21 protein-coding genes and 3 tRNA genes are annotated in these 25,069 nt (G+C 61.8%); 17 read left to right on the top strand and 7 right to left on the bottom strand.

All coding sequences use genetic code 11. The features are described from left to right. The first annotated feature begins 126 nt into the window (after positions 1-126). Positions 127-1,017, top strand: a complete 891-nt coding sequence (locus NKH73_RS09105) for a 2-hydroxy-3-oxopropionate reductase (protein WP_352930759.1) — start codon at positions 127-129, stop codon at positions 1,015-1,017. A gap of 4 nt (positions 1,018-1,021) precedes the next feature. Here NKH73_RS09105 and NKH73_RS09100 read toward each other — a convergent pair whose 3' ends face one another. Together NKH73_RS09100 and NKH73_RS09095 are read right to left on the bottom strand one after the other, a co-directional pair. Next, positions 1,022-1,516, bottom strand: a complete 495-nt coding sequence (locus NKH73_RS09100) for a hypothetical protein (protein ID WP_352930450.1) — start codon at positions 1,514-1,516, stop codon at positions 1,022-1,024. An 11-nt stretch (positions 1,517-1,527) separates the two neighbouring features. Then, positions 1,528-2,376 carry a TrmH family RNA methyltransferase gene (locus tag NKH73_RS09095; RefSeq protein WP_352930448.1) on the bottom strand — a complete coding sequence of 283 codons (849 nt, stop codon included), beginning with the start codon at positions 2,374-2,376 and terminating at the stop codon, positions 1,528-1,530. Positions 2,377-2,577: 201 nt separating this feature from the next. Here NKH73_RS09095 and NKH73_RS09090 point away from each other — a divergent pair. Both NKH73_RS09090 and NKH73_RS09085 read left to right on the top strand, forming a co-directional pair. Further along, positions 2,578-2,662 (top strand) — tRNA-Tyr (locus NKH73_RS09090). A gap of 70 nt (positions 2,663-2,732) precedes the next feature. Next, positions 2,733-2,806, top strand: a tRNA-Gly gene (locus NKH73_RS09085). Positions 2,807-3,039: 233 nt separating this feature from the next. Here NKH73_RS09085 and NKH73_RS09080 read toward each other — a convergent pair. From NKH73_RS09080 to NKH73_RS09070, 3 genes are all read right to left on the bottom strand, one after another. Next, positions 3,040-3,711, bottom strand: a complete 672-nt coding sequence (locus NKH73_RS09080; RefSeq protein WP_352930446.1) for a peptidoglycan recognition protein family protein — start codon at positions 3,709-3,711, stop codon at positions 3,040-3,042. 182 nt (positions 3,712-3,893) lie between these two features. After that, positions 3,894-4,319, bottom strand: coding sequence for a GFA family protein (locus tag NKH73_RS09075; RefSeq protein ID WP_352930444.1), 426 nt, complete (start codon positions 4,317-4,319; stop codon positions 3,894-3,896). A gap of 36 nt (positions 4,320-4,355) precedes the next feature. Further along, positions 4,356-5,243: a DMT family transporter gene (locus tag NKH73_RS09070; protein ID WP_352930442.1), complete on the bottom strand. Its 888-nt coding sequence runs from the start codon at positions 5,241-5,243 to the stop codon at positions 4,356-4,358. Between the two features lie 307 nt (positions 5,244-5,550). On the opposite strand from NKH73_RS09070, the gene tuf reads away from it, so the two are divergent. The 12 genes from tuf (at position 5,551) to rpoC (ending at position 21,911) form a co-directional block, all read left to right on the top strand. After that, positions 5,551-6,726, top strand: coding sequence for an elongation factor Tu (gene tuf / locus NKH73_RS09065; RefSeq protein WP_352930425.1), 1,176 nt, complete (start codon positions 5,551-5,553; stop codon positions 6,724-6,726). Positions 6,727-6,893: 167 nt separating this feature from the next. Then, positions 6,894-8,561 (top strand): COG3904 family protein, encoded by a 1,668-nt coding sequence (locus NKH73_RS09060; RefSeq protein ID WP_502893873.1) that lies wholly within the window; start codon positions 6,894-6,896, stop codon positions 8,559-8,561. Between the two features lie 110 nt (positions 8,562-8,671). Beyond that, on the top strand, positions 8,672-9,157 hold the full coding sequence (locus NKH73_RS09055; protein WP_352930438.1) for a group II truncated hemoglobin: 486 nt from the start codon (positions 8,672-8,674) through the stop codon (positions 9,155-9,157). Positions 9,158-9,319: 162 nt separating this feature from the next. Next, positions 9,320-9,395: transfer RNA gene (locus NKH73_RS09050), tRNA-Trp, on the top strand. A 371-nt stretch (positions 9,396-9,766) separates the two neighbouring features. After that, positions 9,767-9,970, top strand: a complete 204-nt coding sequence (gene secE, locus NKH73_RS09045; protein ID WP_029352158.1) for a preprotein translocase subunit SecE — start codon at positions 9,767-9,769, stop codon at positions 9,968-9,970. Positions 9,971-9,997: 27 nt separating this feature from the next. Then, complete coding sequence (nusG, locus tag NKH73_RS09040; protein ID WP_006333333.1) at positions 9,998-10,525, top strand: transcription termination/antitermination protein NusG; 528 nt, start codon at positions 9,998-10,000, stop codon at positions 10,523-10,525. 173 nt (positions 10,526-10,698) lie between these two features. Continuing rightward, positions 10,699-11,127 carry a 50S ribosomal protein L11 gene (rplK, locus tag NKH73_RS09035; RefSeq protein WP_029352163.1) on the top strand — a complete coding sequence of 143 codons (429 nt, stop codon included), beginning with the start codon at positions 10,699-10,701 and terminating at the stop codon, positions 11,125-11,127. A 4-nt stretch (positions 11,128-11,131) separates the two neighbouring features. Then, positions 11,132-11,830 (top strand): 50S ribosomal protein L1, encoded by a 699-nt coding sequence (gene rplA / locus NKH73_RS09030; protein ID WP_095488825.1) that lies wholly within the window; start codon positions 11,132-11,134, stop codon positions 11,828-11,830. A gap of 392 nt (positions 11,831-12,222) precedes the next feature. Continuing rightward, the gene (rplJ, locus tag NKH73_RS09025; RefSeq protein WP_065011395.1) at positions 12,223-12,741 is read left to right on the top strand and encodes a 50S ribosomal protein L10; all 519 of its coding nucleotides are present in this window, start codon (positions 12,223-12,225) and stop codon (positions 12,739-12,741) included. Positions 12,742-12,795: 54 nt separating this feature from the next. After that, positions 12,796-13,173 (top strand): 50S ribosomal protein L7/L12, encoded by a 378-nt coding sequence (gene rplL / locus NKH73_RS09020; RefSeq protein ID WP_023680442.1) that lies wholly within the window; start codon positions 12,796-12,798, stop codon positions 13,171-13,173. 253 nt (positions 13,174-13,426) lie between these two features. Further along, positions 13,427-17,563: a DNA-directed RNA polymerase subunit beta gene (gene rpoB / locus NKH73_RS09015; RefSeq protein ID WP_352930435.1), complete on the top strand. Its 4,137-nt coding sequence runs from the start codon at positions 13,427-13,429 to the stop codon at positions 17,561-17,563. A gap of 151 nt (positions 17,564-17,714) precedes the next feature. Further along, positions 17,715-21,911 carry a DNA-directed RNA polymerase subunit beta' gene (rpoC, locus tag NKH73_RS09010; RefSeq protein WP_352930433.1) on the top strand — a complete coding sequence of 1,399 codons (4,197 nt, stop codon included), beginning with the start codon at positions 17,715-17,717 and terminating at the stop codon, positions 21,909-21,911. A gap of 371 nt (positions 21,912-22,282) precedes the next feature. Here the strand turns inward: rpoC and NKH73_RS09005 are convergent, their stop codons facing one another. Continuing rightward, positions 22,283-23,218: a Gfo/Idh/MocA family protein gene (locus NKH73_RS09005; protein WP_352930431.1), complete on the bottom strand. Its 936-nt coding sequence runs from the start codon at positions 23,216-23,218 to the stop codon at positions 22,283-22,285. A 169-nt stretch (positions 23,219-23,387) separates the two neighbouring features. Further along, positions 23,388-23,669 (bottom strand): transcriptional regulator, encoded by a 282-nt coding sequence (locus NKH73_RS09000; protein ID WP_352930429.1) that lies wholly within the window; start codon positions 23,667-23,669, stop codon positions 23,388-23,390. Between the two features lie 462 nt (positions 23,670-24,131). Between NKH73_RS09000 and rpsL the strand changes: the two genes are divergently transcribed. Both rpsL and rpsG read left to right on the top strand, forming a co-directional pair. Then, positions 24,132-24,503 carry a 30S ribosomal protein S12 gene (gene rpsL / locus NKH73_RS08995; protein ID WP_006333356.1) on the top strand — a complete coding sequence of 124 codons (372 nt, stop codon included), beginning with the start codon at positions 24,132-24,134 and terminating at the stop codon, positions 24,501-24,503. Between the two features lie 85 nt (positions 24,504-24,588). After that, a complete protein-coding gene (gene rpsG, locus NKH73_RS08990) occupies positions 24,589-25,059 on the top strand; it encodes a 30S ribosomal protein S7 (RefSeq protein ID WP_008875664.1) in 471 nt (156 codons plus the stop codon). The last annotated feature ends 10 nt before the right edge of the window (positions 25,060-25,069 follow it).

Below are 25,069 nucleotides of genomic sequence, written 5' to 3'. Positions count from 1 at the left end.
GCTTTTTTCCCGACCTCTAAAATTGGCGAAAGCGGCGGCGGCATCCAATCTCCCTCCTTGTGGGGGAGATGGCCGGCAGGCCAGAGGGGGCGCGAAGGAACGCGGCCTTAGAAAAATACCAGGGAGATATCAATGGAAACCATCGGTTTCATAGGCCTCGGCATCATGGGCGCGCCGATGGCGGGCCATCTGCTCGACGCCGGCTATACCGTCGTCGCCAGCGACCACCGCTCGAAGCCACCGGCCGATCTCGTCGCCAAAGGCTTGAAGACCGTTACCGGCCACGGTGCCGTGGCCAAGGCCGCCGACATCATCATCACCATGGTGCCGGACACGCCTGAGGTGGCCGATGTGCTGTTCGGCGACAACGGCGTCGCCTCGGGTCTAACCGGGGGCAGACTGGTCATCGACATGAGCTCGATCTCGCCGATCGAGACCAAGGTTTTTGCCAAGAAGATCAACGATCTCGGCTGCGACTATCTCGACGCTCCGGTGTCGGGCGGCGAGGTCGGCGCCAAGGCCGCATCGCTGACCATCATGGTGGGCGGCGAGGAAAAGGCTTTCGAGCGCGCCAGGCCGGTGTTCGAGAAGATGGGCAAGAACATCACGCTGGTCGGCCCCAACGGCGTCGGCCAGACCACCAAGGTCGCCAATCAGATCGTCGTCGCGCTGACCATTGAAGCGGTCGCCGAAGCCCTTGTTTTCGCATCGAAAGCCGGCGCCGACCCGGCCAAGGTGCGACAGGCGCTGATGGGCGGGCTCGCCGCCTCGCGCATTCTGGAAGTCCATGGCGAGCGCATGATCAAGCGCAGCTTCGCCCCGGGCTTCCGCATCGAACTGCACCAGAAGGATCTTAATCTCGCTCTGGAAGGCGCCAAGGCGCTCGGTATCGCGCTACCCAATACTTCCGCGACGCAGCAATTGTTCAACTCCTGCACGGCCAATGGCGGGGCGAAGGAGGATCACTCAGCGCTGGTGAGGGCGTTGGAGCGAATGGCGGGGCATGAGGTGGGATAGGCACTTATCGGTGCAGTCCAAGTAAATTGCGCCACCGCTGCCCGAATCTCGGACGAGTGTTGAGGCGAGGCGGTGGACTTGCTTCGACATGTTCAAACGACCAGTCTTCTGCGAAGCACTCGAACATTTCGTCACGGAAATAAAACAGGAAATGGCGGGCTACGGGCAATTTGTCACCGATCATGTTCCAATCGCTGACGGTAGCCAGGGTCGGGTCGTCACCAACCAACTCATAAAATTCCCCCCATCCAGGGGCTAAAGCGCTGTAACGACAGCTGCCACCGAACCAAGCGTGATCGTTAGTGGGGTCAATTCGATATCGCGAGCAGTTTCGGAAACGAAGAATTCCCACGTCACCTTCGACAAATCGCTTGAACTGAAACGAGTTGAGCAGGAACCGGAGCAGGATATCGTTGCCAGACTGCTCCACCGAGGGATGGGGCGCATTCGGATCGGCGTTCCAGCTCTCGTTAAGTTTTGCGAAGCGCAGGTCAGCCATATCCAAGTCGCCTATTTGGCAGCCAAAAATTTCCTCGCTGCATAAAGGCTCACCGCCGCGGCATTCGACACGTTGAGCGAGCGGATGGCGCCGGGCATGTCGAGCCGGGCGAGCGTCGTCACCGTTTCGCGGGTCTTCTGGCGCAGGCCCTTGCCTTCGGCGCCCAGCACCAGCGCGATCTTTTCCCCGGAAAAGCTCTTTTCGAGTTCCGCCGGTCCGTCCGAATCGAGGCCTATGGTCTGGAAGCCGGCCTCGTGCAACTGGCCGAGGGCGTCGGCGAGGTTCTTCACCTCGATCTGGTCGATATGCTCCAGCGCGCCGGAGGCCGATTTTGCCAGCACACCGGATTCATGCGGGCTGTGGCGCGCCGTGGTGATCAGCGCGCCGGCGCCAAAGGCGACTGCCGAGCGCAGGATCGCACCGACATTGTGCGGGTCGGTGACCTGGTCGAGCACCAGCACCAGCGTCGTATCGCCGAGCGCGTCGAGACGCTTGGGCTTCAGCGGCTCGGCCTCGATCAGCACGCCTTGATGGACGGCATCGGAGCCGGTGACCTTGTCGATGTCCTTCGGCTCGACTAGTTCAGCCGTGAACGGCAGGGCGGCGAGATCGGCGATCGCCAGCCGCTCGGCCGCGTTGCGCGTCACCAGCATCTTTTTGATCCGCCGGCGCGGATTGTCGAGCGCTGCCCGCACCGTGTGCAGGCCGTAGAGCCGCACCAGGCCATCGGCGGGGATCTCGCCGGGCGGCACCGGCTGGCGTGGCCTGAACGCCGGCGCGCCGCCGACCTTCTCGTCGCGATGGGCGCGCCGCAGCTTGGCATAGTGGGTGTCTTTTGGGGTGCCTGATTTATTGCTCATGGCTGGCTTCTATAACCGCCTACTTCGGCTAAGGATATGGCACGTCGCGGCGGATTTCGAACAACAACGAAAAAGCCTGGCTGCGCGGTTGACACCCAATGGCCTTGCCGCCATAAGGCGCTTCGCTGATTTCGGACAAAACCAGGCGGTTTCGACCCTGATCAGCGTGAATGCCTCGTTGCAAGGCTTCGACGGCAGGCTGGAGAGGTGCCCGAGTGGTTAAAGGGGACGGACTGTAAATCCGTTGGCTTAGCCTACGTTGGTTCGAATCCAACCCTCTCCACCACTGCCAGCCCGGAGGCTTGAAACGCAAAAGCATCGGTTTTCGGATGAATCCGATGCTTTAACTGAAAGGCGCGGGTATAGCTCAGTGGTAGAGCAGCAGCCTTCCAAGCTGAATATGCGGGTTCGATTCCCGCTACCCGCTCCAGATCTCCATCCGCTGCCCGCCAGGGCCTAGCGTAGGATCCCCGAACAAAGGTCAGCGCTATTGAAACGCGCTTTGCGATCGGGATGATCCGCAAATCCATAGTTCGAAATGCTGGAGCTTCCGTAGCCCGTCCAAACGGACGCGTGGCGCCGCAGAAATGCGGCTAAAACGAACTGGGACAATCGATATTCGGCAGCCGGGCGGATTTGCCTTCCGCTTGGCTGCTGCACGCTTTACCGCATCCTTTTGAGGATCTCCCGCACCAGCGTGTTGAAGCCAGCTTGGAGTCCTCTGGCCAGGATTGGCCACAATTCATCGAGCAGACGCCTGATGGCCGTTTCGAGGGCCATGTCACGGCCCGGTCTGACCGGCAGATTAGGCATCGCCCCCATCGCCGCCGTCACATCCCGCCGCAGCCGGTCGCCACAGGCCCTCGCGCCAACGACCGTCGGGTCGAAAGGCAGGCGGGAAAAGTCCCATTTTCCGCGTTGCTCGATGCCGAGACTGCTTTCGACCTCGGCATGCGAAAGAACCGTTTTGGGCGTGACCTTGATGCGATAATATTTGCAAAGTTCGGTGACGACGACAATCAGCGCATCCCATTGCGTCCTCGTCATTGGATAGCGGCCGGCGTCGAACGGCCTTTCCTCCGCTCCGGCCATGCAGCACAGAGAAACCCCGATCGAGCCGCTGTTGCAGTTGAGGGTGTGAGCTGCGTACCCTGATTTCACCCTGCCGGAATTAAGTGCGATGGAAGGCCGGCCCCTAACGAGGCTGCCATTGCCTTCGACAAGTATATGATAGGCGTCCTTGTCGGTATCGCCGGCCGAATGCGAGCCAGCCGTCCAGTGGCATACGACCCGCTTCATCGGAACGTCGGGCATCCAGTCCGGCGGCAGTGCCACAGAAACCCCCCGCAACAATCGAGCGAACGGAATCACTATAAGTTCTTTGGCGGCGGATGTGATAACGAAACGATAATTAGGTTTAGCGTTTCTAACACTTGGTGAGCCGCCGCTAATCTATGGACGGGCTTGGGGCCGGTGCGATCATCCCTGTCGTCTGGCTGCCCATCACCACGTGCTCCTCATGTCACCACATGCTCTTCATATTGAGGCAGGTCATCGGTGATCGTGAACCACTTCGCCTTGGAGCCGACAAAGATGTGGTGCGTCGGGCGGATGGTCGGCTCATCGACAAGGGTTCCCATGGCGACGTGCACGAAAGCGCCGTCGCGGACGACCGAATAGAGCAATGAGCCGCAGGTCTTGCAGTGCGTGTCATGACCGGTCTCGTCGCCAAAGATCAGGAGGTTGTCGTCGCCTTCGGTCAGGCTCAGTCTCTCACGCTCGATGCCGGCAAACGGCTTGAAGGCTGAACCGGTGGTGCGCCGGCAGTTCGAGCAGTGGCAGTTCGCGGCATAGAGAAACTCATCGGCCACCGCATATTGCACGGCGCCACACAGGCACTTTCCGACGAGTGTCCGGTTGCCGGCATTCTCGTCGCTTTTCACGGGCTTCTCCATTTTAGCGGTGAATCACTGCTTAAACTAAGCGACCACGGTCAGCCGGCGCCTGCGCTCGTCGAGCGACACGATGGTCAGCCCGCTGGCCACCACCAGCAGGATGCCGCTGATCGCCAGCGCGTTCGGGAATTGCTGGAACACCGCCAGACCCGAAATGACCGCCCAGACGGTGAAGCAGTAATAGAACGGCGCCACCACTCCGGCCGGCCCGACGCGATAGGCCATGAAGATGAAGAAGTGGCCGAAGATCAGGAACAATCCGGCCCCGGCCATCAGCAGCAGATGATGCATCTCTGGCATTACCCAGCGCTCCGACATCAGATGCGCAACGCCTGAGCCGACCAGCACCACCACCACCGCCGAAATTGCAACGATCATTCCAGGCACGTCGGCGGCGACCCGCCGTCCGGCGAGATCGCGCGCGGCGGCGAATGCCGCGTTGCCGAGGGCCAGCAGGGCGTAGACCGAGATTCCCTGCATGGTCGGCTGCGCCACCATCACCGCACCGACGAAGCCGAGCCCGATCAGCGCCATGCGCAGGCCCCCGATCCGTTCGCCGAACAGGACAGCGGAGCCAATCAGCATGAGCAGCGGAGTGATTTGCCCCAAGGCGGTCGAATCGGCGATCTGCATGTTGGCGAGCGCCACCACGTAGCAAAGGATTGCCGCCAGCTCGAGCAGGTTTCGTTGTAACACTCTCCTTTCAAGGATCAGCGGGATCTGCTTGGCGTAGCCCAGCGAAAGCAGCAATGGGATGCCCCACAGCGTTGCCGCCGTCCCGCGCAGAAACAACACCTCATAAGGTGGCAGTCCTGCCGTCGCCAACTTCATCATGGTGTCGTTGACGACATAGGATCCAGTCGAAAGGATCATGAACAGCGGGCCGCGGATGGCAATCGGGATGAAATGCATCCGATCAGGAAATCAGACCGGCGCCACACCGGCAATGGGCCAGATCCGGCCGTAAAATCCGGCAAGGCGGACAGGCGCAGGCGGCGGTATCCATCCTGTGAATGCCGATGTCAGCGGAACCTATCTTCGCCCATTCCATTTCTTCCTGTTCGTTCCTATATCCGCGCCACATCCCCGAAACCGGATTACGGGTTCAGACCGGGTGAGCGCGCGCTCGGCCACAAGACACTTGTGTTTTTCGGCCGTAGTCGCTAATCGCCCCGCATTCGACTGAACTGAAGGTCCAGGCCGTCCAAGGAAAGAGACTATGGCAAAAGGTAAATTCGAGCGTACAAAGCCTCATGTGAACATCGGCACGATTGGGCACGTCGATCATGGCAAGACGTCGCTGACGGCGGCGATCACCAAGTATTTTGGCGAATACAAGCGCTACGACCAGATTGATGCAGCACCTGAGGAGAAGGCGCGCGGCATCACGATCTCGACGGCGCATGTCGAATACGAGACGGCCAACCGCCACTATGCCCATGTCGACTGCCCCGGCCACGCCGACTATGTGAAGAACATGATCACCGGTGCTGCGCAGATGGACGGCGCGATCCTGGTTGTGTCGGCCGCCGACGGCCCGATGCCGCAGACGCGCGAGCACATCCTGCTTGCCCGTCAGGTCGGCGTGCCGTCGATCGTGGTGTTCTTGAACAAGGTCGACCAGGTCGACGACGCCGAGCTGCTCGAGCTGGTCGAGTTGGAAGTGCGCGAGCTGTTGACCAAGAACGAGTTCCCCGGCGACGACATTCCGATCGTCAAGGGTTCGGCATTGGCCGCTTTGGAAGATTCCGACAAGAAGATCGGCGAGGACGCGATCCGCGAATTGATGGCTGCGGTCGACGACTACATCCCGACGCCGGTTCGTCCGCTGGACAAGCCGTTCCTGATGCCGATCGAGGACGTGTTCTCGATCTCGGGCCGCGGCACGGTGGTGACCGGCCGCGTCGAGCGCGGCGTGGTCAAGGTCGGCGAGGAGCTCGAGATCATCGGCATCCGTCCGACGACCAAGACAACCTGCACGGGCGTTGAGATGTTCCGCAAGCTGCTCGATCAGGGCCAGGCCGGCGACAACATCGGCGCGCTGCTGCGCGGTGTCGACCGCGAAGGCGTCGAGCGCGGCCAGGTTCTGGCCAAGCCCGGTACGGTCAAGCCGCACAAGAAGTTCGTGGCCGAAGCCTACATCCTGACCAAGGACGAAGGTGGCCGTCACACGCCGTTCTTCACCAACTACCGTCCGCAGTTCTACTTCCGCACGACCGACGTGACCGGCATCGTGTCGCTGCCGGAAGGCACCGAGATGGTGATGCCTGGCGACAACATCACGGTCGATGTCGAGCTGATCGTGCCGATCGCCATGGAAGAGAAGCTGCGCTTCGCCATCCGTGAAGGCGGCCGCACCGTCGGTGCCGGCATCGTCGTCACCATCAAAGAGTAATCGACACCGGCATCTGCCGGCCAGATCGAAAAGCAAAAGGGCAGTCCTCGGGCTGCCCTTTTTGCTTTCGGGGGCACCTGCGACATGCGCCTGCGCAGTCGTTCCAAAACCTGTTGCAAGCCTTCAAACCTCAACTAGTATAGGTTGCATCGCGGGGGCTTACCCAAATGGTTCCGTGGCACCGTTTGAATGGCCGGACATGGTGGACTCTGGGGCTAATCTGCCTGGCGTCGTTCCTTGTCATGGGGCACGCTGCCTTCGCGGCGAATACAAAAAAGTCCGCGCCGGATCTTGGCCCGGCGATGCGGTTTGTCGTCGTCCGCAGCAGCGCGCCTGGTTGCGAACCGACCTGCCCGGAATGGATATCGGCCGAAGGCTCGATAGAAGCCGGCACGCCGGCCCTGTTCAAGCGCACGCTCAAGGGGCTCGGCGGTCGAAAACTGCCTGTCGTCATGAACTCTCCCGGCGGCAACGTCGAAGCGGCGCTGGCGCTGGGCCGCCTGATCCGCAAGAACAAGCTCGATGTCGCGGTCGGCAAAACCCGGTTCATCGGCTGCCAGCCCGGTGTGAAGAACTGCAAGGAAAACGACGGCAAGGGCGCCCGTTATTTCGGCAGTCCGTATGCCGGCGGTGCCATCTGCAATTCTGCTTGTCCGCTGATGTTTGCCGGCGGCATTAGGCGCGTGGTCGGGCAATGGGCCTATCTCGGCGTTCATCAGATCACCACGACCTATTTCAGGACGAAATTGCAGTACCGGACCACCTATCGCGTGGTGAGGGGCAAGAAGAAGATCCTCAGCAAGAAGATCGTCGGCCGCAAGAACGCCGGCAGTTATAAGACCTACGAGATGAGCAAGCCGGTGGAGAAAAGACTGGCGGCCTATCTGAAGGAAATGGGCGTCGGCCAAGGCGTGCTCGAGACGATGAAAAGCACACCAGCCAGCAGCATCCAGCAACTGGCTCCCTACGACATGTTACAGACGAAGCTCGTCACCAGCCTGGATGCCGTCGATCTGCTGACCGCCGCGACCCTGTGTAACACCGATCCCGTGGCCGCGAACTGCAGGGAAATAGCGGCGCCGGCTGGCGAGGTGGTGGCATACACCAAGCCCGCTCCCGCTGCGTCGGTCGAACGCGAAACCGTCCAGCGGACCGATGTTGGCGATATGCGTTTCGTTCTGGTTCGAGGCAGGAGTTCTCTCTGCGATCCCAATTGTCCCGAATGGATCTCTGCGGAAGGCACGATTAGCGCCCAAACGCCGCAACGGCTGCGCCAACTGCTTGAGACGATGGGCGATCGGCGACTGCCCGTAATGATCAACTCACCGGGAGGTGACGTGCTCGGCGCTCTGGCCACCGGAAGGTTGATCCGGGAACGCAAGCTCGACGTGGCGGTCGCGCGGACGGACTTCATTGGATGTGAGCCGGACAAGGCGGATTGCACCGCCGAAGATGGCATCTATGTCGGGCTGACGATCGATGCGAGCGGCGAATGTGGCGCAGCCTGTCCGATCATGCTCGCCGGCGGTGTCAGGCGCCTTGTCGGCCCCCGTGCGCAGTTGACGGTGCATTCGATTGGGTTGGAGCAGACCGTCAAAACCTATCTCGAGGACATGGCAGTCGAACCCGGTCTGCTGGCGGTCATGCAGTCGATACCGGCTTCTCGCCATCGGCAGCTCGAACCCGAAATGATGTTGAAAGTCGGGCTGACGACCGGGCTTGAATCGGTCGATGAATTTACCGGCCCGACCATCTGCAAATCGGAGCCAATGCCGGAGAATCGCCGCGTGGTTCCGACGTCCGAGGTTCAGGCCGAAGTGCCGGTCAAATTGTAAGGCGCAGGCTCGGCAGCCGGCCCAAGCTGGCCATCGAGGCAGGTTGAGCGACGTTCGATAGTTCCGCTATCGTCCGAAGCAGTGACAGTCCGGCCAGTCGAGGATCGAGAATGAGCCAGGATACTCCGACATTGTTCGAATGGGCCGGCGGCAGCGAAGCGCTGAATCGCCTGACCCAAACCTTCTACAAAAAGGTGTCTAGGGATTCTGTCGTCGGCCCGGTGTTCAAAAACATGTCGCCGGACCATCCTGCCCATGTCGCGGCGTTCATCGGCGAAGTCTTTGGGGGACCGAAGACCTACAGCGAAAATCATGGCGGCCACCGCGAGATGGTGATGCACCATCTGGGCAAGCATCTGAGCGAGGAACAGCGCCGCCGCTGGATCAATCTGCTCGTGGACGCCGCTGATGACGTCGGGCTGCCGGACGATCCGGAATTTCGCTCGGCTTTCATGGCCTATGTCGAGTGGGGTTCGCGGCTGGCGAAGATGAACTCCAACCTTGACGCGACCTGTGATCCCGAGACCGAGCCGATGCCGGCCTGGGGCTGGGGGGTGCCCGGCGGGCCGTACAAGCCGCCGCCTCCCGGAAACTGACCAGATTGTGGTGGTCGGCTTGATCGTGAGCAATCAAAGGATCAAGGGAATGGCCGGAACGACACTTGGATTTCCGCAGATGAAGGCAGGGCAGTACGCACCCTCTTTACAGCGCGCGCGGAAGCTTTTAGGAAGCGCCTGCTGCGCCGATACGCGCAGGATACGGGCATAGCTCAGTTGGTAGAGCGGCGGTCTCCAAAACCGCAGGTCGTAGGTTCGAGCCCTGCTGCCCGTGCCATTTTTCGAAATGGCCAATTCATGAAAATTGTCTGGTCTTCCAAGCATTGGCCGTTTGAAAATCCGCCGGTGGCTTGCCATATAGGCTGTCTTGAGGCATAAGGGGCCATAGCCGGGACGGGACGACTGGATGGTTCCGAGGCGGCGTTTGGTCATAAAGCGGACACTTGCCACTTGCGTGGATCAAGAATCGGTTTTATGTAGACGAAACAGACACGCGACGCGTGGAGCTGGGAAGCCGGCTTTACGCGTCCGATTTGCATGGGCGAAATGATTGCGCTGATTCGGCGCGAACACAGGCTCAGGCGGCACATCCCGGCCAGCGGGATCATCCAGGAGATCCGGTCAACGGGTCTCGAAGACAGGCGGCACATGGCTTCGAAAACCACAAATCCTTTCGTCTTTCTCCAGCAGGTTCGCTCGGAGACCGCCAAGGTGACTTGGCCGTCGCGGCGCGAAACGATGATTTCGACGGTGATGGTCCTGGCGTTCGCTGTGATCGCGATGATCTTTTTCTTTACCGCCGATCAGCTCATGGGCCTCGCGGTCGAGCAGATTCTGGGCATCGGACGCTAAGTCCGGCGATTACGGAGAAGTCTTGAAATGACTGCGCGGTGGTACATCGTCCACGCCTATTCGAACTTTGAAAAAAAGGTCGCCGAGGACATCGAGAACAAGGCCAAGCAGAAAGGCCTGTCCGCTGACATCGAGCAGATCGTGGTGCCGACCGAGAAGGTCGTCGAGATCCGCCGCGGCCGCAAGGTCGATGCCGAGCGCAAGTTCTTCCCGGGCTACGTGCTCTTGAAGGCCAATCTGACCGACGCGGTGTTCTCGCTCGTGAAGAACACGCCGAAGGTCACCGGCTTTCTGGGTGATTCGAAGCCGGTGCCGATCACCGAGGCCGAGGCCCAGCGCATCCTGAACCAGGTGCAGGAAGGCGTCGAGCGACCGAAGCCGTCGGTCACTTTCGAGATCGGCGAGGCGATCCGCGTCTCGGACGGTCCGTTCGCGTCGTTCAACGGTTTCGTCCAGGAAGTGGACGAGGAGCGGGCGCGGCTCAAGGTGGAAGTTTCGATCTTCGGGCGCGCCGTGCCCGTCGATCTCGAATTCGGACAGGTCGAAAAGGGCTGATCCGAAATCCTCGTCGCCCATTCGGCGGCGAGGGGAGGCGGCGCGGAGATCGCGCGGCCAAAACGGGTGGAAGGCGAATGCGGCTTTGGCCGGCCGCATGAACCGCACCACCAGACTGCAACCGCCGGTGTTGCCCCGATGTGGGGCCGGCATGAGATAAAGGCAGGAAAGAGATGGCTAAGAAAATTGCAGGCCAGCTCAAGCTCCAGGTTTCCGCGGGCTCGGCGACACCGTCGCCCCCGATCGGACCGGCGCTTGGTCAGCGCGGCATCAATATCATGGAGTTCTGCAAGGCGTTCAACGCGCAGACCCAGGAAATGGAAAAGGGATCGCCGATTCCGGTCGTGATCACCTACTACCAGGACAAGTCGTTCACCTTCGTCATGAAGACGCCGCCGGTGAGCTACTTCCTGAAGAAGGCCGCGAACCTGAAGTCGGGCTCGAAGGAGCCGGGCAAGGTCAAGGCCGGAACGATCGGCCGCGACAAGGTGCGCGCCATCGCCGAGCAGAAGATGAAGGATCTGAACGCAACCGATATCGAGGGGGCCATGCGCATGGTCGAGGGCTCCGCCCGCTCGATGGGCCTGGAAGTGGTGGGCTGAGATCATGGCAAAGATTGCAAAGCGTGTATCGAAGACCCGCGAAGGCATCGATCCCAACAAGGCCTATGCCTTGGGTGATGCGCTGAAGCTGCTCAAGGACCGGTCGTCGGTGAAGTTCGACGAGACCGTTGAAGTCGCGATGAACCTGGGTGTCGACCCGCGCCATGCCGACCAGATGGTCCGTGGCGTGGTCAATCTGCCGAACGGCACCGGCCGTACTGTCCGCGTCGCCGTTTTCGCGCGTGGCGACAAGGCCGAGGAAGCCAAGGCGGCCGGCGCCGATATCGTTGGCGCCGAGGATCTGGTCGACATCGTCCAGAAGGGCACGATCGACTTCGATCGCTGCATCGCCACGCCGGACATGATGCCGCTGGTCGGCCGTCTGGGCAAGGTGCTCGGCCCGCGCGGCATGATGCCGAACCCGAAGGTCGGCACCGTCACAACCGACGTTACCGCCGCCGTCAAGGCGTCGAAGGGCGGCGCCGTCGAGTTCCGCGTCGAGAAGGCCGGTATCGTTCATGGCGGCGTCGGCAAGATCTCGTTCGACGTCAAGGCGCTGGAAGAGAACGTCCGCGCCTTTGCCGACGCGGTGAACAAGGCGAAGCCGGCTGGCGCCAAGGGCAACTACGTCAAGAAGGTGTCGGTCACCTCGACGATGGGCCCGGGCCTCAAGCTCGACGTTTCGACGCTGGCAGCGTCCTGATACGAACGATTTGGATCGGCCGTTAAAGGGCCGATCCGCAACAGAATTCCGGGCCTCCGATTATCTCGGCGGCCCGGTACCGGAAGTCGGAAGGCTTCCGGACATCCTGTCCGAGATTGCGGGCGGCCCCAAGCCTTTAGTTCAAGGGGGGCCTTAATTCATGTGGGCCTGCATGAGACGGGTGAAGACCGGACAACGGAGCGACTGCTCCAATGAAAGGTTCGAACCGTGTTTGCCTTTTGTCTGCGCACCATTCGGCTTGCCGGCTGGTGTGGCGAAAGGGGGCAGGATCCTCGAGCGTCGTTCGGGAGATCCGTTACTGGATGGCCCGGCCGGCAAAAGGCAACCCGACGCCTGTCCTCGTAAGGGCAGGGGTCAACTGGAGATAGGCAGTGGACAGAGCGGAAAAACGCGAACTCGTCACGGGCCTGAATGAAGCGTTTTCGGGCGCTGGTTCAGTCGTCGTGGCCCACTACGCCGGTATCACCGTCGCGCAAATGAACGACCTCAGGTCGAAAATGCGCGTCGCCGGTGGCACCGTCAAAGTCGCGAAGAACCGTCTCGCCAAAATCGCTCTTCAGGGCACGGACTCCGCATCGATCATCGACCTGTTCAAGGGACAGACGCTGATCGCTTATTCGGAGGATCCGATTGCGGCGCCGAAGGTCGCGTCCGATTTCGCCAAGGGAAATGACAAGCTCGTCATTCTCGGCGGCGCAATGGGCACCACCTCGCTCAACGCCGACGGTGTGAAGGCACTCGCCACACTTCCGTCGCTCGATGAGCTGCGCGGCAGGCTGGTTGGCATGATCGCCACGCCGGCAACCCGGATCGCCCAGATCGTCAATGCACCTGCGGCTTCGGTCGCGCGTGTCATCGGCGCTTACGCCCGGAAGGACGAGGCGGCATGAGGCCGTTCCTCGCTATCACAAACACACGTTCGAACCTTATGAAGGAATATTGCAATGGCTGATCTGGCAAAGATCGTAGACGACCTTTCGAAGCTGACCGTCCTCGAGGCGGCCGAGCTGTCGAAGCTTCTGGAAGAAAAGTGGGGCGTTTCCGCAGCTGCTCCGGTGGCGGTTGCCGCCGCTGGCGGTGCTGCGGCCGCAGCTGCTCCGGTCGAGGAAAAGACGGAATTCGACGTCGTCCTCACCGAGGCGGGCGCTCAGAAGATCAACGTCATCAAGGAAGTTCGCGCCATCACCGGTCTTGGCCTCAAGGAAGCCAAGGACCTGGTCGAGGCGGCTCCGAAGCCGGTCAAGGAAGCTGTTTCCAAGGCCGACGCGGACAAGTTCAAGGCCCAGCTGGAAGCAGCCGGCGCCAAGGTCGAACTGAAGTAAGCGTTTGATATTGGCGGGCGGCTTCGCGCCGTCCGCCACTCCCTTCGCGCGAAGGGAGGCTGCGTAACGCGAAGAGTACGAAAACCTCTTTCCTGAGGGCCGTAAACCGGCCTTCAGGAGACGGGTTTTCTCCCGTTTTGGCCAGCCACCGACAGGTAGCGGGTGAACAAATTAGGGGCCGCCGCCGAGGTGGCCGAGCATGCAAGGCGAGCCGCGGCGAGGTTCGCCCCGAGTTTAGAGCTAAGGAGCGACGATGGCCCAGACACAGACTTTCAATGGCCGCAGACGCGTACGCAAATTCTTCGGAAAGATCCCGGAAGTTGCGGAGATGCCGAACCTGATCGAGGTTCAGAAGGCATCCTATGACCAGTTCCTGATGGTGGAGGAGCCCAAGGGCGGGCGTCCTGACGAGGGACTGCAGGCGGTTTTCAGGTCGGTCTTCCCGATCTCCGACTTTTCCGGCTCCTCGATGCTGGAATTCGTGAAGTACGAGTTCGAAGGACCGAAATTCGACGTTGACGAATGCCGTCAGCGCGACCTGACCTATGCCGCGCCACTCAAGGTGACGCTGCGTCTCATCGTGTTCGATATTGACGAGGATACCGGCGCCAAGTCGATCAAGGACATCAAGGAGCAGGACGTCTATATGGGCGACATGCCGCTCATGACCTTGAACGGCACCTTCATCGTCAACGGCACCGAGCGCGTCATCGTCTCGCAGATGCACCGTTCGCCGGGCGTCTTCTTCGACCATGACAAGGGCAAGTCGCATTCGTCGGGCAAGCTGCTGTTTGCCGCGCGCGTCATCCCCTATCGCGGCTCGTGGCTCGACATCGAGTTCGACTCGAAGGACGTCGTGCACGCCCGCATCGACCGCCGCCGCAAGATTCCGGTGACATCGCTGCTGATGGCGCTCGGCATGGACGGCGAAGAGATCCTGTCGACCTTCTACAACAAGATCACCTACAAGCGCGCCGGTGATCATTGGCGCATCCCGTTCAATGTCGAGCGTTTCCGCGGCCTTAAGGCCGTTGGCGACCTGGTCGACGCCGACACCGGCGAAGTCGTCGTCGAGGCCGGCAAGAAGATCACCGCACGCCAGGCCAGGGCGCTTGGCGAAAAGGGTCTCAAGGCGATCAAGGCGACCGACGAGGATCTGCTCGGCAACTACCTCGCCGAGGACATAGTCAACTATGCGACCGGCGAGATTTTCCTCGAAGCTGGCGACGAGATCGACGAAAAGACGCTGAAAGTGCTTCTCAGCGCTGGCGATGACGAGATCAAGGTTCTCGACATCGACCACGTCAATGTCGGCGCCTATATCCGCAACACGCTCAACGTCGACAAGAACGAGAGCCGCCAGGACGCGCTGTTCGACATCTACCGCGTCATGCGCCCCGGCGAGCCGCCGACGCTCGAAACCGCTGAAGCCATGTTCAACTCGCTGTTCTTCGACAGCGAGCGCTATGATTTGTCGGCCGTCGGCCGCGTCAAGATGAACATGCGCCTCGAGCTCAAGGCCGAGGACACCGTGCGCGTGCTGCGCAAGGACGACATCCTGGCCGTGGTCAAGACGCTGGTCGAACTGCGCGACGGCAAGGGCGAGATCGACGACATCGACAATCTCGGCAATCGCCGCGTGCGTTCGGTCGGCGAGCTGATGGAGAACCAGTACCGCGTCGGCCTGCTGCGCATGGAGCGCGCGATCAAGGAACGTATGTCCTCGATCGAGATCGACACGGTGATGCCGCAGGATCTGATCAACGCCAAGCCGGCGGCTGCCGCCGTGCGCGAGTTCTTCGGCTCCTCGCAGCTGTCGCAGTTCATGGACCAGACCAACCCGCTGTCGGAGATCACCCACAAGCGTCGTCTCTCGGCGCTTGGACCAGGTGGTCTGACCCGCGAGCGCGCCGGCTTCGAGGTGCGCGACGTGCACCCGACGCATTACGGCCGGATCTGCCCGATCGAGACGCCGGAAGGCCCGAACATCGGTCTGATCAACTCGCTGGCCACGTTTGCGCGTGTCAACAAATACGGCTTCATCGAGAGCCCGTACCGCAAGATCGTCAACGGCAAGCTGACCAATGAAGTCGTCTATCTCTCGGCGATGGAAGAGGCCAAGCACCACGTTGCGCAGGCCAATGCCGAGCTCGACAAGAACGGTGGTTTCGTCGACGAATTCGTCATTTGCCGCAACGCCGGCGAAGTGATGATGGCGCCGCGCGAAAACGTCGATCTGATGGACGTCTCGCCGAAGCAGATGGTGTCGGTGGCCGCGGCCCTGATCCCATTCCTCGAGAACGACGACGCCAACCGCGCGCTGATGGGCTCGAACATGCAACGTCAGGCCGTGCCGCTGGTGCGCGCCGAAGCGCCGTTCGTCGGCACCGGCATGGAGCCGATCGTCGCCCGTGACTCGGGCGCCGCCATCGGCGCCCGCCGCGGCGGCATCGTCGACCAGGTGGACGCAACGCGTATCGTCATCCGCGCCACGGAAGATCTCGACCCCGGCAAGTCGGGCGTCGACATCTACCGGCTGATGAAGTTCCAGCGTTCGAACCAGAACACCTGTATCAACCAGCGTCCGCTGGTGCGTATGGGCGACCGGGTCAATAAGGGCGACATCATCGCCGACGGTCCGTCGACCGAACTCGGCGATCTGGCGCTCGGCCGCAACGTGCTGGTCGCGTTCATGCCCTGGAACGGCTACAACTACGAGGACTCGATCCTCTTGTCCGAGCGCATCGTCGCCGACGACGTCTTCACCTCGATCCACATCGAGGAGTTCGAGGTCATGGCGCGCGACACCAAGCTCGGGCCGGAGGAAATCACGCGCGACATTCCAAACGTCTCGGAAGAAGCGCTGAAGAACCTCGACGAGGCCGGCATCGTCTATATCGGTGCGGAAGTGCAGCCGGGCGATATCCTGGTCGGCAAGATCACACCGAAGGGTGAAAGCCCGATGACGCCGGAAGAAAAGCTTCTGCGCGCCATCTTCGGCGAAAAGGCATCGGACGTGCGCGACACGTCCATGCGCATGCCGCCCGGAACCTTCGGCACCGTCGTCGAAGTGCGCGTCTTCAACCGCCACGGCGTGGAGAAGGACGAGCGCGCCATGGCGATCGAACGCGAGGAGATCGAACGCCTCGCCAAGGACCGTGACGACGAGCAGGCGATCCTCGACCGCAACGTCTACTCGCGCCTGTCCGACGTTCTCGTCGGCAAGGAAGCGATTGCCGGACCGAAGGGGTTCAAGAAGGGCTCGAAGCTGTCGAAGGATACGCTCGACGAGTATCCGCGTTCGCAGTGGTGGCAGTTTGCGGTGGAGGACGAAAAGCTCCAGAGCGAATTGGAAGCCCTGCGTGGCCAGTACGACGATTCCAAGAAGGCGCTCGAACAGCGCTTCATGGACAAGGTCGAGAAGGTGCAGCGCGGCGACGAGATGCCTCCCGGCGTCATGAAGATGGTCAAGGTCTTCGTGGCCGTGAAGCGCAAGATGCAGCCCGGCGACAAGATGGCCGGCCGGCACGGCAACAAGGGTGTCGTGTCGCGGATCGTTCCGGTCGAGGACATGCCGTTCCTCGAGGACGGCACGCATGCAGATATCGTGCTCAACCCGCTGGGCGTGCCGAGCCGCATGAATGTCGGCCAGATCCTGGAGACGCATCTGGGCTGGGCTTGCGCCGGAATGGGCAAGAAGATCGGCGAGCTGATCGACGCGTACAAGACAGGCGGCGACATCAAGCCGCTGCGCAAGACGCTCGAGAGCTTCATGCCGGCTAACGACCGCAACGAGCCGATCCGCGACTATGACGACGAGAGCGTCGTTCGCCTCAGCGAGCAGATGCGCCGCGGCGTCTCCATCGCGACACCGGTGTTCGACGGCGCACACGAGGCCGACATCAACATCATGCTGGAGCAGGCGGGCCTGCACACCAGCGGTCAGTCGCAGCTCTATGACGGACGCACAGGCGAACCGTTCGATCGCAAAGTGACGATGGGCTATATATATATGCTCAAGCTTCACCATCTTGTGGACGACAAGATCCACGCGCGTTCGATCGGGCCGTACTCGCTCGTTACCCAGCAGCCGCTGGGCGGCAAGGCGCAGTTCGGTGGCCAGCGCTTCGGCGAAATGGAGGTCTGGGCGCTTGAAGCGTACGGTGCCGCCTACACGTTGCAGGAGATGCTGACGGTGAAGTCGGACGACGTCGCCGGCCGCACCAAGGTCTACGAGGCGATCGTCAGAGGCGACGACACGTTCGAGGCCGGCATTCCGGAGAGCTTCAACGTTCTGGTCAAGGAAATGCGGTCTCTCGGCCTCAATGTCGAGTTGGAAAACACCAAGCTCGACGACAACCCTGTCCGGCTGCCAGATGCTGCCGAATAGAGGCGCGGCCGAGTAAACAAGACATCCGGTCGCGGGAGACGGCTCCCGCGACCGGATGCAGAAATTTTCGGCCGGTGGGCCGACCACTCAGCGGGCATTCGGCCCGCGCTAGATGCAAGGGGTTTTCGAGGACCCCGAAAAGGAGAACGGCATGAACCAAGAGGTCATGAATCTCTTCAATCCCCAGGCGCCGGCGCAGGTGTTCGATTCCATCCGGATTTCGCTCGCCAGCCCTGAGAAGATTCTGTCCTGGTCGTTCGGCGAGATCAAGAAGCCGGAGACCATCAACTACCGCACCTTCAAGCCGGAGCGCGACGGCCTGTTCTGCGCGCGCATTTTCGGCCCGATCAAGGACTATGAGTGCCTGTGCGGCAAGTACAAGCGCATGAAGTACAAGGGCGTCATCTGCGAGAAGTGCGGCGTCGAGGTCACGCTGTCGCGCGTCCGCCGCGAGCGCATGGGCCATATCGAGCTCGCCGCGCCCGTCGCCCATATCTGGTTCCTGAAGTCGCTGCCCTCGCGCATCGGCACGCTGCTCGACATGACGCTGAAGGACATCGAGCGCGTCCTCTACTTCGAGAACTACATCGTCACCGAGCCCGGTCTGACCGCGCTGAAGGAGCACCAGCTTCTCAGCGAGGAGGAGTACATGATCGCCGTTGACGAATATGGCGAGGATAGCTTCACCGCCATGATCGGCGCAGAGGCCATTCACGATCTCCTGGCCGGCATGGACCTGGAGAAGATCGCCGGCGACCTGCGTTCGGAGCTGGCTTCGACCACGTCCGAACTGAAGCAGAAGAAGTATCTGAAGCGGCTCAAGGTCGTCGAGAACTTCATGGAATCCGGCAACCGTCCGGAGTGGATGATCATGAAGGTGGTCCCGGTGATCCCGCCGGACCTGCGCCCGCTGGTTCCTCTTGATGGTGGACGTTTCGCCACGTCCGACCTCAACGATCTCTATCGTCGCGTCATCAACCGCAACAACCGCCTGAAGCGGCTGATCGAACTGCGCGCCCCCGGCATCATCGTGCGCAATGAAAAGCGCATGCTGCAGGAAGCCGTCGATGCGCTGTTCGACAATGGCCGCCGCGGCCGCGTCATCACCGGCGCCAACAAGCGTCCGCTGAAGTCGCTGTCCGACATGCTCAAGGGCAAGCAGGGCCGGTTCCGCCAGAACCTGCTCGGCAAGCGCGTCGACTATTCCGGCCGCTCGGTCATCGTCACCGGTCCGGAGCTCAAGCTGCACCAGTGCGGCCTGCCGAAGAAGATGGCGCTCGAACTGTTCAAGCCCTTCATCTACGCCCGTCTCGACGCCAAGGGTTATTCGTCCACCGTCAAGCAGGCCAAGAAGCTGGTCGAGAAGGAGCGTCCGGAGGTCTGGGATATCCTCGACGAGGTCATCCGCGAGCATCCGGTGCTGTTGAACCGCGCACCGACGCTGCACCGCCTCGGCATCCAGGCGTTCGAGCCGATCCTGATCGAAGGCAAGGCGATCCAGCTTCACCCGCTGGTCTGCACGGCCTTCAACGCCGACTTCGACGGCGACCAGATGGCCGTTCACGTGCCGCTGTCGCTGGAAGCGCAATTGGAAGCCCGCGTGCTGATGATGTCGACCAACAACATCCTGCACCCGGCTTCCGGCGCGCCGATCATCGTGCCGTCGCAGGACATGGTTCTCGGTCTCTACTATCTCTCGATCGTCAACCAGAACGAGCCGGGCGAGGGCATGGTGTTTGCCGACATGGGCGAGCTCCAGCACGCGCTCGAGACCAAGGCGGTGACGCTGCATTCCAAGATCAAGGGTCGTTTCCGGACGGTCGACGCCGAAGGCAACGTCGTGTCGAAGATCCACGACACCACGCCTGGCCGCATGATCATCGGCGAACTTCTGCCGAAGAACGTCAACGTGCCTTACGAGACCGCCAACCAGGAGATGACCAAGAAGAACATCTCCAAGATGATCGACACCGTCTACCGCCATTGCGGTCAGAAGGAGACGGTCATTTTCTGCGACCGCATCATGGCGCTCGGCTTCAGCCATGCCTGCCGCGCCGGCATCTCGTTCGGCAAGGACGACATGCTGATCCCGGATGCCAAGATCAAGCTGGTCTCCGACACCGAGGCCTTGGCCAAGGAATACGAGCAGCAGTACAATGACGGCCTGATCACGCAGGGCGAGAAGTACAACAAGGTCGTCGACGCCTGGGCCAAGTGCTCGGAAAAGGTCGCCGACGAGATGATGGCCCGCATCAAGGCGGTCGAGTTCGAGGACAATGGCCGTCAAAAGCCGATGAACTCGATCTACATGATGTCGCACTCCGGTGCGCGCGGCTCGCCCACCCAGATGCGCCAGCTTGCCGGCATGCGCGGCCTGATGGCCAAGCCTAGCGGTGAAATCATCGAGACGCCGATCATCTCGAACTTCAAGGAAGGCCTGACCGTGCTCGAGTACTTCAACTCGACCCACGGCGCCCGCAAGGGTCTGGCCGACACCGCCTTGAAGACGGCGAACTCGGGTTACCTCACCCGTCGTCTGGTCGACGTGGCGCAGGACTGCATCGTCAACTCCGTCGACTGCGGCACCGACAAGGGCCTCACCATGCAGCCGATCGTCGATGCCGGCCAGGTCGTCGCTTCCGTCGGCCAGCGCGTTCTCGGCCGCACGTCGCTCGACGACATCACGCATCCGGTCACGGGTGAGGTTCTGGTCAAGGCCGGAACGCTGATGGACGAACGCGATGTCGAGCAGATCGAACAGGCCGGCGTTCAGTCGGTCCGCATCCGCTCGGCGCTGACCTGCGACGTCAGGGTCGGTGTCTGCGCGGTCTGCTACGGACGCGATCTGGCCCGCGGCACCCCGGTCAACCAGGGCGAGGCTGTCGGCGTTATCGCGGCGCAGTCGATCGGCGAGCCGGGCACCCAGCTCACCATGCGTACCTTCCACATGGGCGGTACGGCGCAGGTGGTGGATAGCTCGTTCCTTGAAGCCTCCTATGAGGGCAAGGTCGAGATCCGCAACCGCAACGTGGTGCGCAACTCCGACGGCCAGCAGATGGTCATGGGCCGCAACATGGCGGTTCTGATCCTCGACGAGGCCGGCAAGGAGCGCGCTACGCACCGTGTCACCTATGGTTCGCGCATCTTCGTGGACGATGGCGACAAGGTGAAGCGTGGTCAGCGCATCGCCGAATGGGATCCCTATACCCGCCCGGTCCTCACCGAGATCGAGGGCAAGGTGTCGTACGAGGATCTGGTCGACGGCATCTCCGTTCAGGAAACGGCCGACGAGTCGACCGGCATCACCAAGCGTGAGGTCATCGACTGGCGCTCGACGCCACGCGGCAACGACCTCAAGCCGGCGATTGCCATCCTGGACGCCAAGGGCAAGGTCGGCAAGCTGTCGAAGGGCGGCGATGCCCGCTTCCTGCTCTCGGTCGAGGCCATTCTTTCGGTCGAGCCGGGTGCACAGGTTCGCCCCGGCGACGTGCTGGCGCGTATTCCGATGGAAAGCGCCAAGACCAAGGACATCACCGGCGGTCTGCCGCGTGTTGCCGAACTGTTCGAGGCACGCCGTCCGAAGGATCACGCCATCATCGCCGAGATCGACGGCACGATCCGTTTCGGCCGCGACTACAAGAACAAGCGCCGCATCATCATAGAGCCGCATGATTCGACGCTTGAGCCGGTCGAATACCTGATCCCGAAGGGCAAGCCGTTCCATCTCCAAGACGGCGACGTCATCGAGAAGGGCGACTACATCCTCGACGGCAATCCGGCGCCGCACGACATCCTGGCGATCAAGGGCGTGGAGGCGCTTGCGTCCTACCTCGTCAACGAGATCCAGGAGGTCTACCGCCTGCAGGGCGTGTCGATCAACGACAAGCACATCGAGGTGATCGTTCGCCAGATGCTGCAGAAGGTCGAGATCACTACGCAGGGCGACTCGACCTACATTCCGGGCGACCACGTCGACGTGATCGAGCTGGAAGAGGTCAACGAGCGCCTGGTCGAGGACGGCAAGAAGCCGGCCGAAGGCCAGCCGGTGCTGCTCGGCATCACCAAGGCCTCGCTGCAGACGCCGTCCTTCATCTCGGCCGCCTCCTTCCAGGAGACGACTCGAGTGCTGACCGAAGCAGCGGTTGCCGGCAAGACCGACATGCTGCAGGGGCTGAAGGAAAACGTCATCGTCGGCCGGCTGATCCCGGCCGGCACCGGCGGCACGATGAGCCAGATCCGGCGCATCGCCACCTCGCGCGACGAACTGATCATCGACGAGCGCCGCAAGGCATCGGGCGCCGAAGTCGCCGACCCGATGCTGACCGACATGGTCAACGCCGCGCAGTAAACGCGGCGGTACAGATCTCAGGCCACAAAGCCGCCGGGGCAACCCGGCGGCTTTTTTTATTTGTGTTGAAGTTGGGGACTTATGGCCGCTGGCGACGGATTGCGAGGAGGCGTCGTCGAGTGTTGCGACTTATCTCGATCATCCGGCGCCGCCCTCATTGCCCTGCCGGGCATTTCTCCCCGTAAACAGCGAGAAAAAAGCTGGCCGTAGCCTTGGCGCTCTTTCTGCGACGCCGGAGATTGGCGAAATCTTTGGTGACGGCGTCCTTCTCCCCGTTCACGGGGAGAAGATGGCGGCAGCCAGATGAGGGGCGGCGCGACGCTTACAAGATGGTCAGGACCGGAGCGAAGGCCCCCTACAGCTCCGCAGCTTCAGTCGAAAAACGCTTCGACCACAACGCGCTTGCCGAGCATGAAGGCGTCGGCGACATGCTGCAGTGGGGCGAGATCGACATCGGAGGCGCCGGCGCGCACGATCTCGGCGAAGCGCTTGTAAAGCATCGGGTATTCGGCTTCCGGCTCGTCGTGAACGACGCGGCCGTCGACCGCGAGTTTTGAGCCGCCGCCCGAAAGCACCATCGAGCCCTTGTCCGTCTCCGCCAGGATGTCCCAGCTTTGCGGGCCGGTCTGGCGCCAGTCGAGCTCCATCGTCACCGGCAATCCATCAGAAGTACGGAAGGCGATATGTGCGGCGATCGGAGCCGCGCGATTCTCTGGAAAATCGAGATTTGCCGAGGTGATGAACATTGTCGGCAGGATGTGGGTCGCGATCGACAGCGCGTTGATGCCGGGGTCGAAGACGCCGAAGCCGCCTGGTGCCCAGATCCAGTCCTGGTTCGGGTGCCAGCGGCGCACGTCCTCTTTCCAGTTGACGGCTGCCGATTTGATTGTGGCCGAGCCGAGAAACGCACGCGCGGCTTCCACCGCCGGCGCATAACGCGAATGCCAGCTGGCGAACAGCGAGACGCCGTTTGCCGCCGCCAACGCTTTCAGGTCCTCGACCTCGCTGACCGTGGCGCCGGGCGGCTTCTCCAGGAAGACATGTTTTTTCGCTTCGAGTGCTGTCCGTGCGGCGTCGTAGCGGAACTGCGGCGGCATGCAGAGCGATACGGCCTCGAGCTCCGGCACCGCGTCGAGCATCGCCTCGATGGTTGGGAAATTCGGGATACCGTCCACCTTGCCGTGCCGGCTGGCGGCGGCGGCGAGGCGATAGGCCTGGTCCTTGGCCAGAGCCGGCAGGTGCTGGTCGCGGACGATCTTTCCCACGCCGACGATGCCGAGCTTGATGGGGTTGCTGTTCGAGGACATGGGAAACTCCGCGGATTGGATGCGCTTGGCTGTCACCAGCGCATGGTTCTTAGCAGAGAACCGATGCCGGGCAAGTCTGGCGGAGGCGGACATGACCGCCCGAGGCGAGGGGCGGTGCCGCCGCCCGTTGCCTCTCTTTCGGACTGGCCCGGTTCAGACTGGCCCTAGTTCAGGCTGGCACCTCGAAGGTGACGATCGACACTTCGCCTTCGAGCGCGCCTTGGTAGGCCGACAAATGCGGCTCTTCGTCGGGCACGCCGTCGAGGTCGCCGATCTGGTCGAGCTCCGCCTCGGCGTAACCTTCGGCCGAGAGCGATTCGAGCGCCCGGCGTACCGCCGAATCGTCGTCGGGCGCGACCAGCATGAGGTGGACGCCTTCCGGCTTGCCACCCTTCCTTTTCCATACCCGGCCGGTGATGATGGTGACCGGGCGCTCATCGTTGTCGTTCACGGGCTGATTCCTCCGGGCGAGGGGATTTGCGCTGTTCATGCCTCTTTTTCGCATGAAGCATGGCCGCGCAACAGCCGAGACGCGGTCACTTTCTTCCTTCCTCTTGCAAAATGACGAAAGAAAATTACATGCGCTTTTCGCATGGCTGCCAAGCCTCGGTTACAGCGTAATATTTGGTGCTCCGGGGTTGACGGGCAACAGGCTTGCGAGTAGAAGCCGGCCAGTCAGAACCGATGTGAGGCTCTCCCTTCCGAAGCGACACGCTTTGGAGTTTGCCTCAAACAGGGTTCGTTTTACGAGCGAAAAGACATTTCCGGCGTGCATGAAGCGGCTTCCGCTTCCTCTGCCATTTGTTCGGGCAAGACCGCGAGGCGCGGTTTGTGGCCCGAATTTGCGTATGGAAATGACGCTTTGAGCGGCCCTGACCGGGCGAGACACGGAATTGAGAGACAAGAGGGTTTAATGCCTACCGTCAACCAGCTGATCCGCAAGCCGCGCATTGCGCCGGTGAAGCGCAACAAGGTCCCGGCCATGCAGCAGAACCCGCAGAAGCGGGGCGTCTGCACGCGCGTCTATACAACGACGCCGAAGAAGCCGAACTCGGCGCTGCGCAAGGTGGCCAAGATCCGCCTGACCAATGGTTTTGAAGTGATCGGCTACATCCCCGGCGAAGGTCACAACCTTCAGGAACACTCCGTGGTGATGATCCGCGGCGGTCGCGTCAAGGATCTTCCGGGCGTCCGCTACCATATCATCCGCGGCGTGCTCGACACGCAGGGTGTGAAGAACCGCAAGCAGCGCCGTTCGAAATACGGCGCCAAGCGTCCGAAGTGACCGAAGCGTAGCCAAGGTCATCCCGGCCGGCGCCAAGCGACGATCCGGGATCCAGGCCACCACGCAGAATTGAGGCAGAGAAAAAATGTCCCGTCGTCACAGTGCAGAAAAGCGTGAGATCAACCCGGACCCGAAGTTCGGCGACCTGATCGTCACCAAGTTCATGAATGCCGTCATGTATGACGGCAAGAAGTCGGTTGCCGAGACCATCGTCTACGGCGCGCTCGACCAGGTCCAGTCGAAGACCAAGCAGGAGCCGGTCACCGTCTTCCATCAGGCGCTCGACAATGTCGCGCCGCATGTGGAAGTGCGTTCGCGCCGCGTCGGTGGCGCCACCTACCAGGTTCCGGTGGACGTGCGCCCCGAGCGCCGTCAGGCGCTGGCCATTCGCTGGCTGATCGCCGCCGCTCGCAACCGCAACGAGACCACGATGGTCGACCGCCTCTCCGGCGAGCTGATGGACGCGGCCAACAACCGCGGCACCGCCGTCAAGAAGCGTGAAGACACCCACAAGATGGCAGAAGCCAACCGCGCCTTCGCGCACTACCGCTGGTAAAGCGCGAACG

It is taken from the genome of Mesorhizobium sp. M0938 (assembly GCF_040319125.1).
Lineage (GTDB): Bacteria > Pseudomonadota > Alphaproteobacteria > Rhizobiales > Rhizobiaceae > Mesorhizobium > Mesorhizobium robiniae.
Note: the sequence above shows the minus strand (reverse complement) of the source record. Positions and strands in the feature narration are given on the sequence as shown.

Excerpts from the sequence above, each read along its gene's own strand:
- NKH73_RS09060 (WP_502893873.1), top strand. The coding sequence starts at position 6,894 with ATGGTTCCGTGGCACCGTTTGAATGGCCGGACATGGTGGACTCTGGGG.
- nusG (WP_006333333.1), top strand. The coding sequence starts at position 9,998 with ATGACTGCGCGGTGGTACATCGTCCACGCCTATTCGAACTTTGAAAAA.
- rpoC (WP_352930433.1), top strand. The coding sequence starts at position 17,715 with ATGAACCAAGAGGTCATGAATCTCTTCAATCCCCAGGCGCCGGCGCAG.
- rpsG (WP_008875664.1), top strand. The coding sequence starts at position 24,589 with ATGTCCCGTCGTCACAGTGCAGAAAAGCGTGAGATCAACCCGGACCCG.
- NKH73_RS09100 (WP_352930450.1), bottom strand. The coding sequence starts at position 1,516 with ATGGCTGACCTGCGCTTCGCAAAACTTAACGAGAGCTGGAACGCCGAT.
- secE (WP_029352158.1), top strand. The coding sequence starts at position 9,767 with ATGGCTTCGAAAACCACAAATCCTTTCGTCTTTCTCCAGCAGGTTCGC.
- NKH73_RS09070 (WP_352930442.1), bottom strand. The coding sequence starts at position 5,243 with ATGCATTTCATCCCGATTGCCATCCGCGGCCCGCTGTTCATGATCCTT.
- rpoB (WP_352930435.1), top strand. The coding sequence starts at position 13,427 with ATGGCCCAGACACAGACTTTCAATGGCCGCAGACGCGTACGCAAATTC.
- rplK (WP_029352163.1), top strand. The coding sequence starts at position 10,699 with ATGGCTAAGAAAATTGCAGGCCAGCTCAAGCTCCAGGTTTCCGCGGGC.
- NKH73_RS09055 (WP_352930438.1), top strand. The coding sequence starts at position 8,672 with ATGAGCCAGGATACTCCGACATTGTTCGAATGGGCCGGCGGCAGCGAA.
- NKH73_RS09005 (WP_352930431.1), bottom strand. The coding sequence starts at position 23,218 with ATGTCCTCGAACAGCAACCCCATCAAGCTCGGCATCGTCGGCGTGGGA.
- rplL (WP_023680442.1), top strand. The coding sequence starts at position 12,796 with ATGGCTGATCTGGCAAAGATCGTAGACGACCTTTCGAAGCTGACCGTC.
- NKH73_RS09095 (WP_352930448.1), bottom strand. The coding sequence starts at position 2,376 with ATGAGCAATAAATCAGGCACCCCAAAAGACACCCACTATGCCAAGCTG.
- rplA (WP_095488825.1), top strand. The coding sequence starts at position 11,132 with ATGGCAAAGATTGCAAAGCGTGTATCGAAGACCCGCGAAGGCATCGAT.
- rpsL (WP_006333356.1), top strand. The coding sequence starts at position 24,132 with ATGCCTACCGTCAACCAGCTGATCCGCAAGCCGCGCATTGCGCCGGTG.
- tuf (WP_352930425.1), top strand. The coding sequence starts at position 5,551 with ATGGCAAAAGGTAAATTCGAGCGTACAAAGCCTCATGTGAACATCGGC.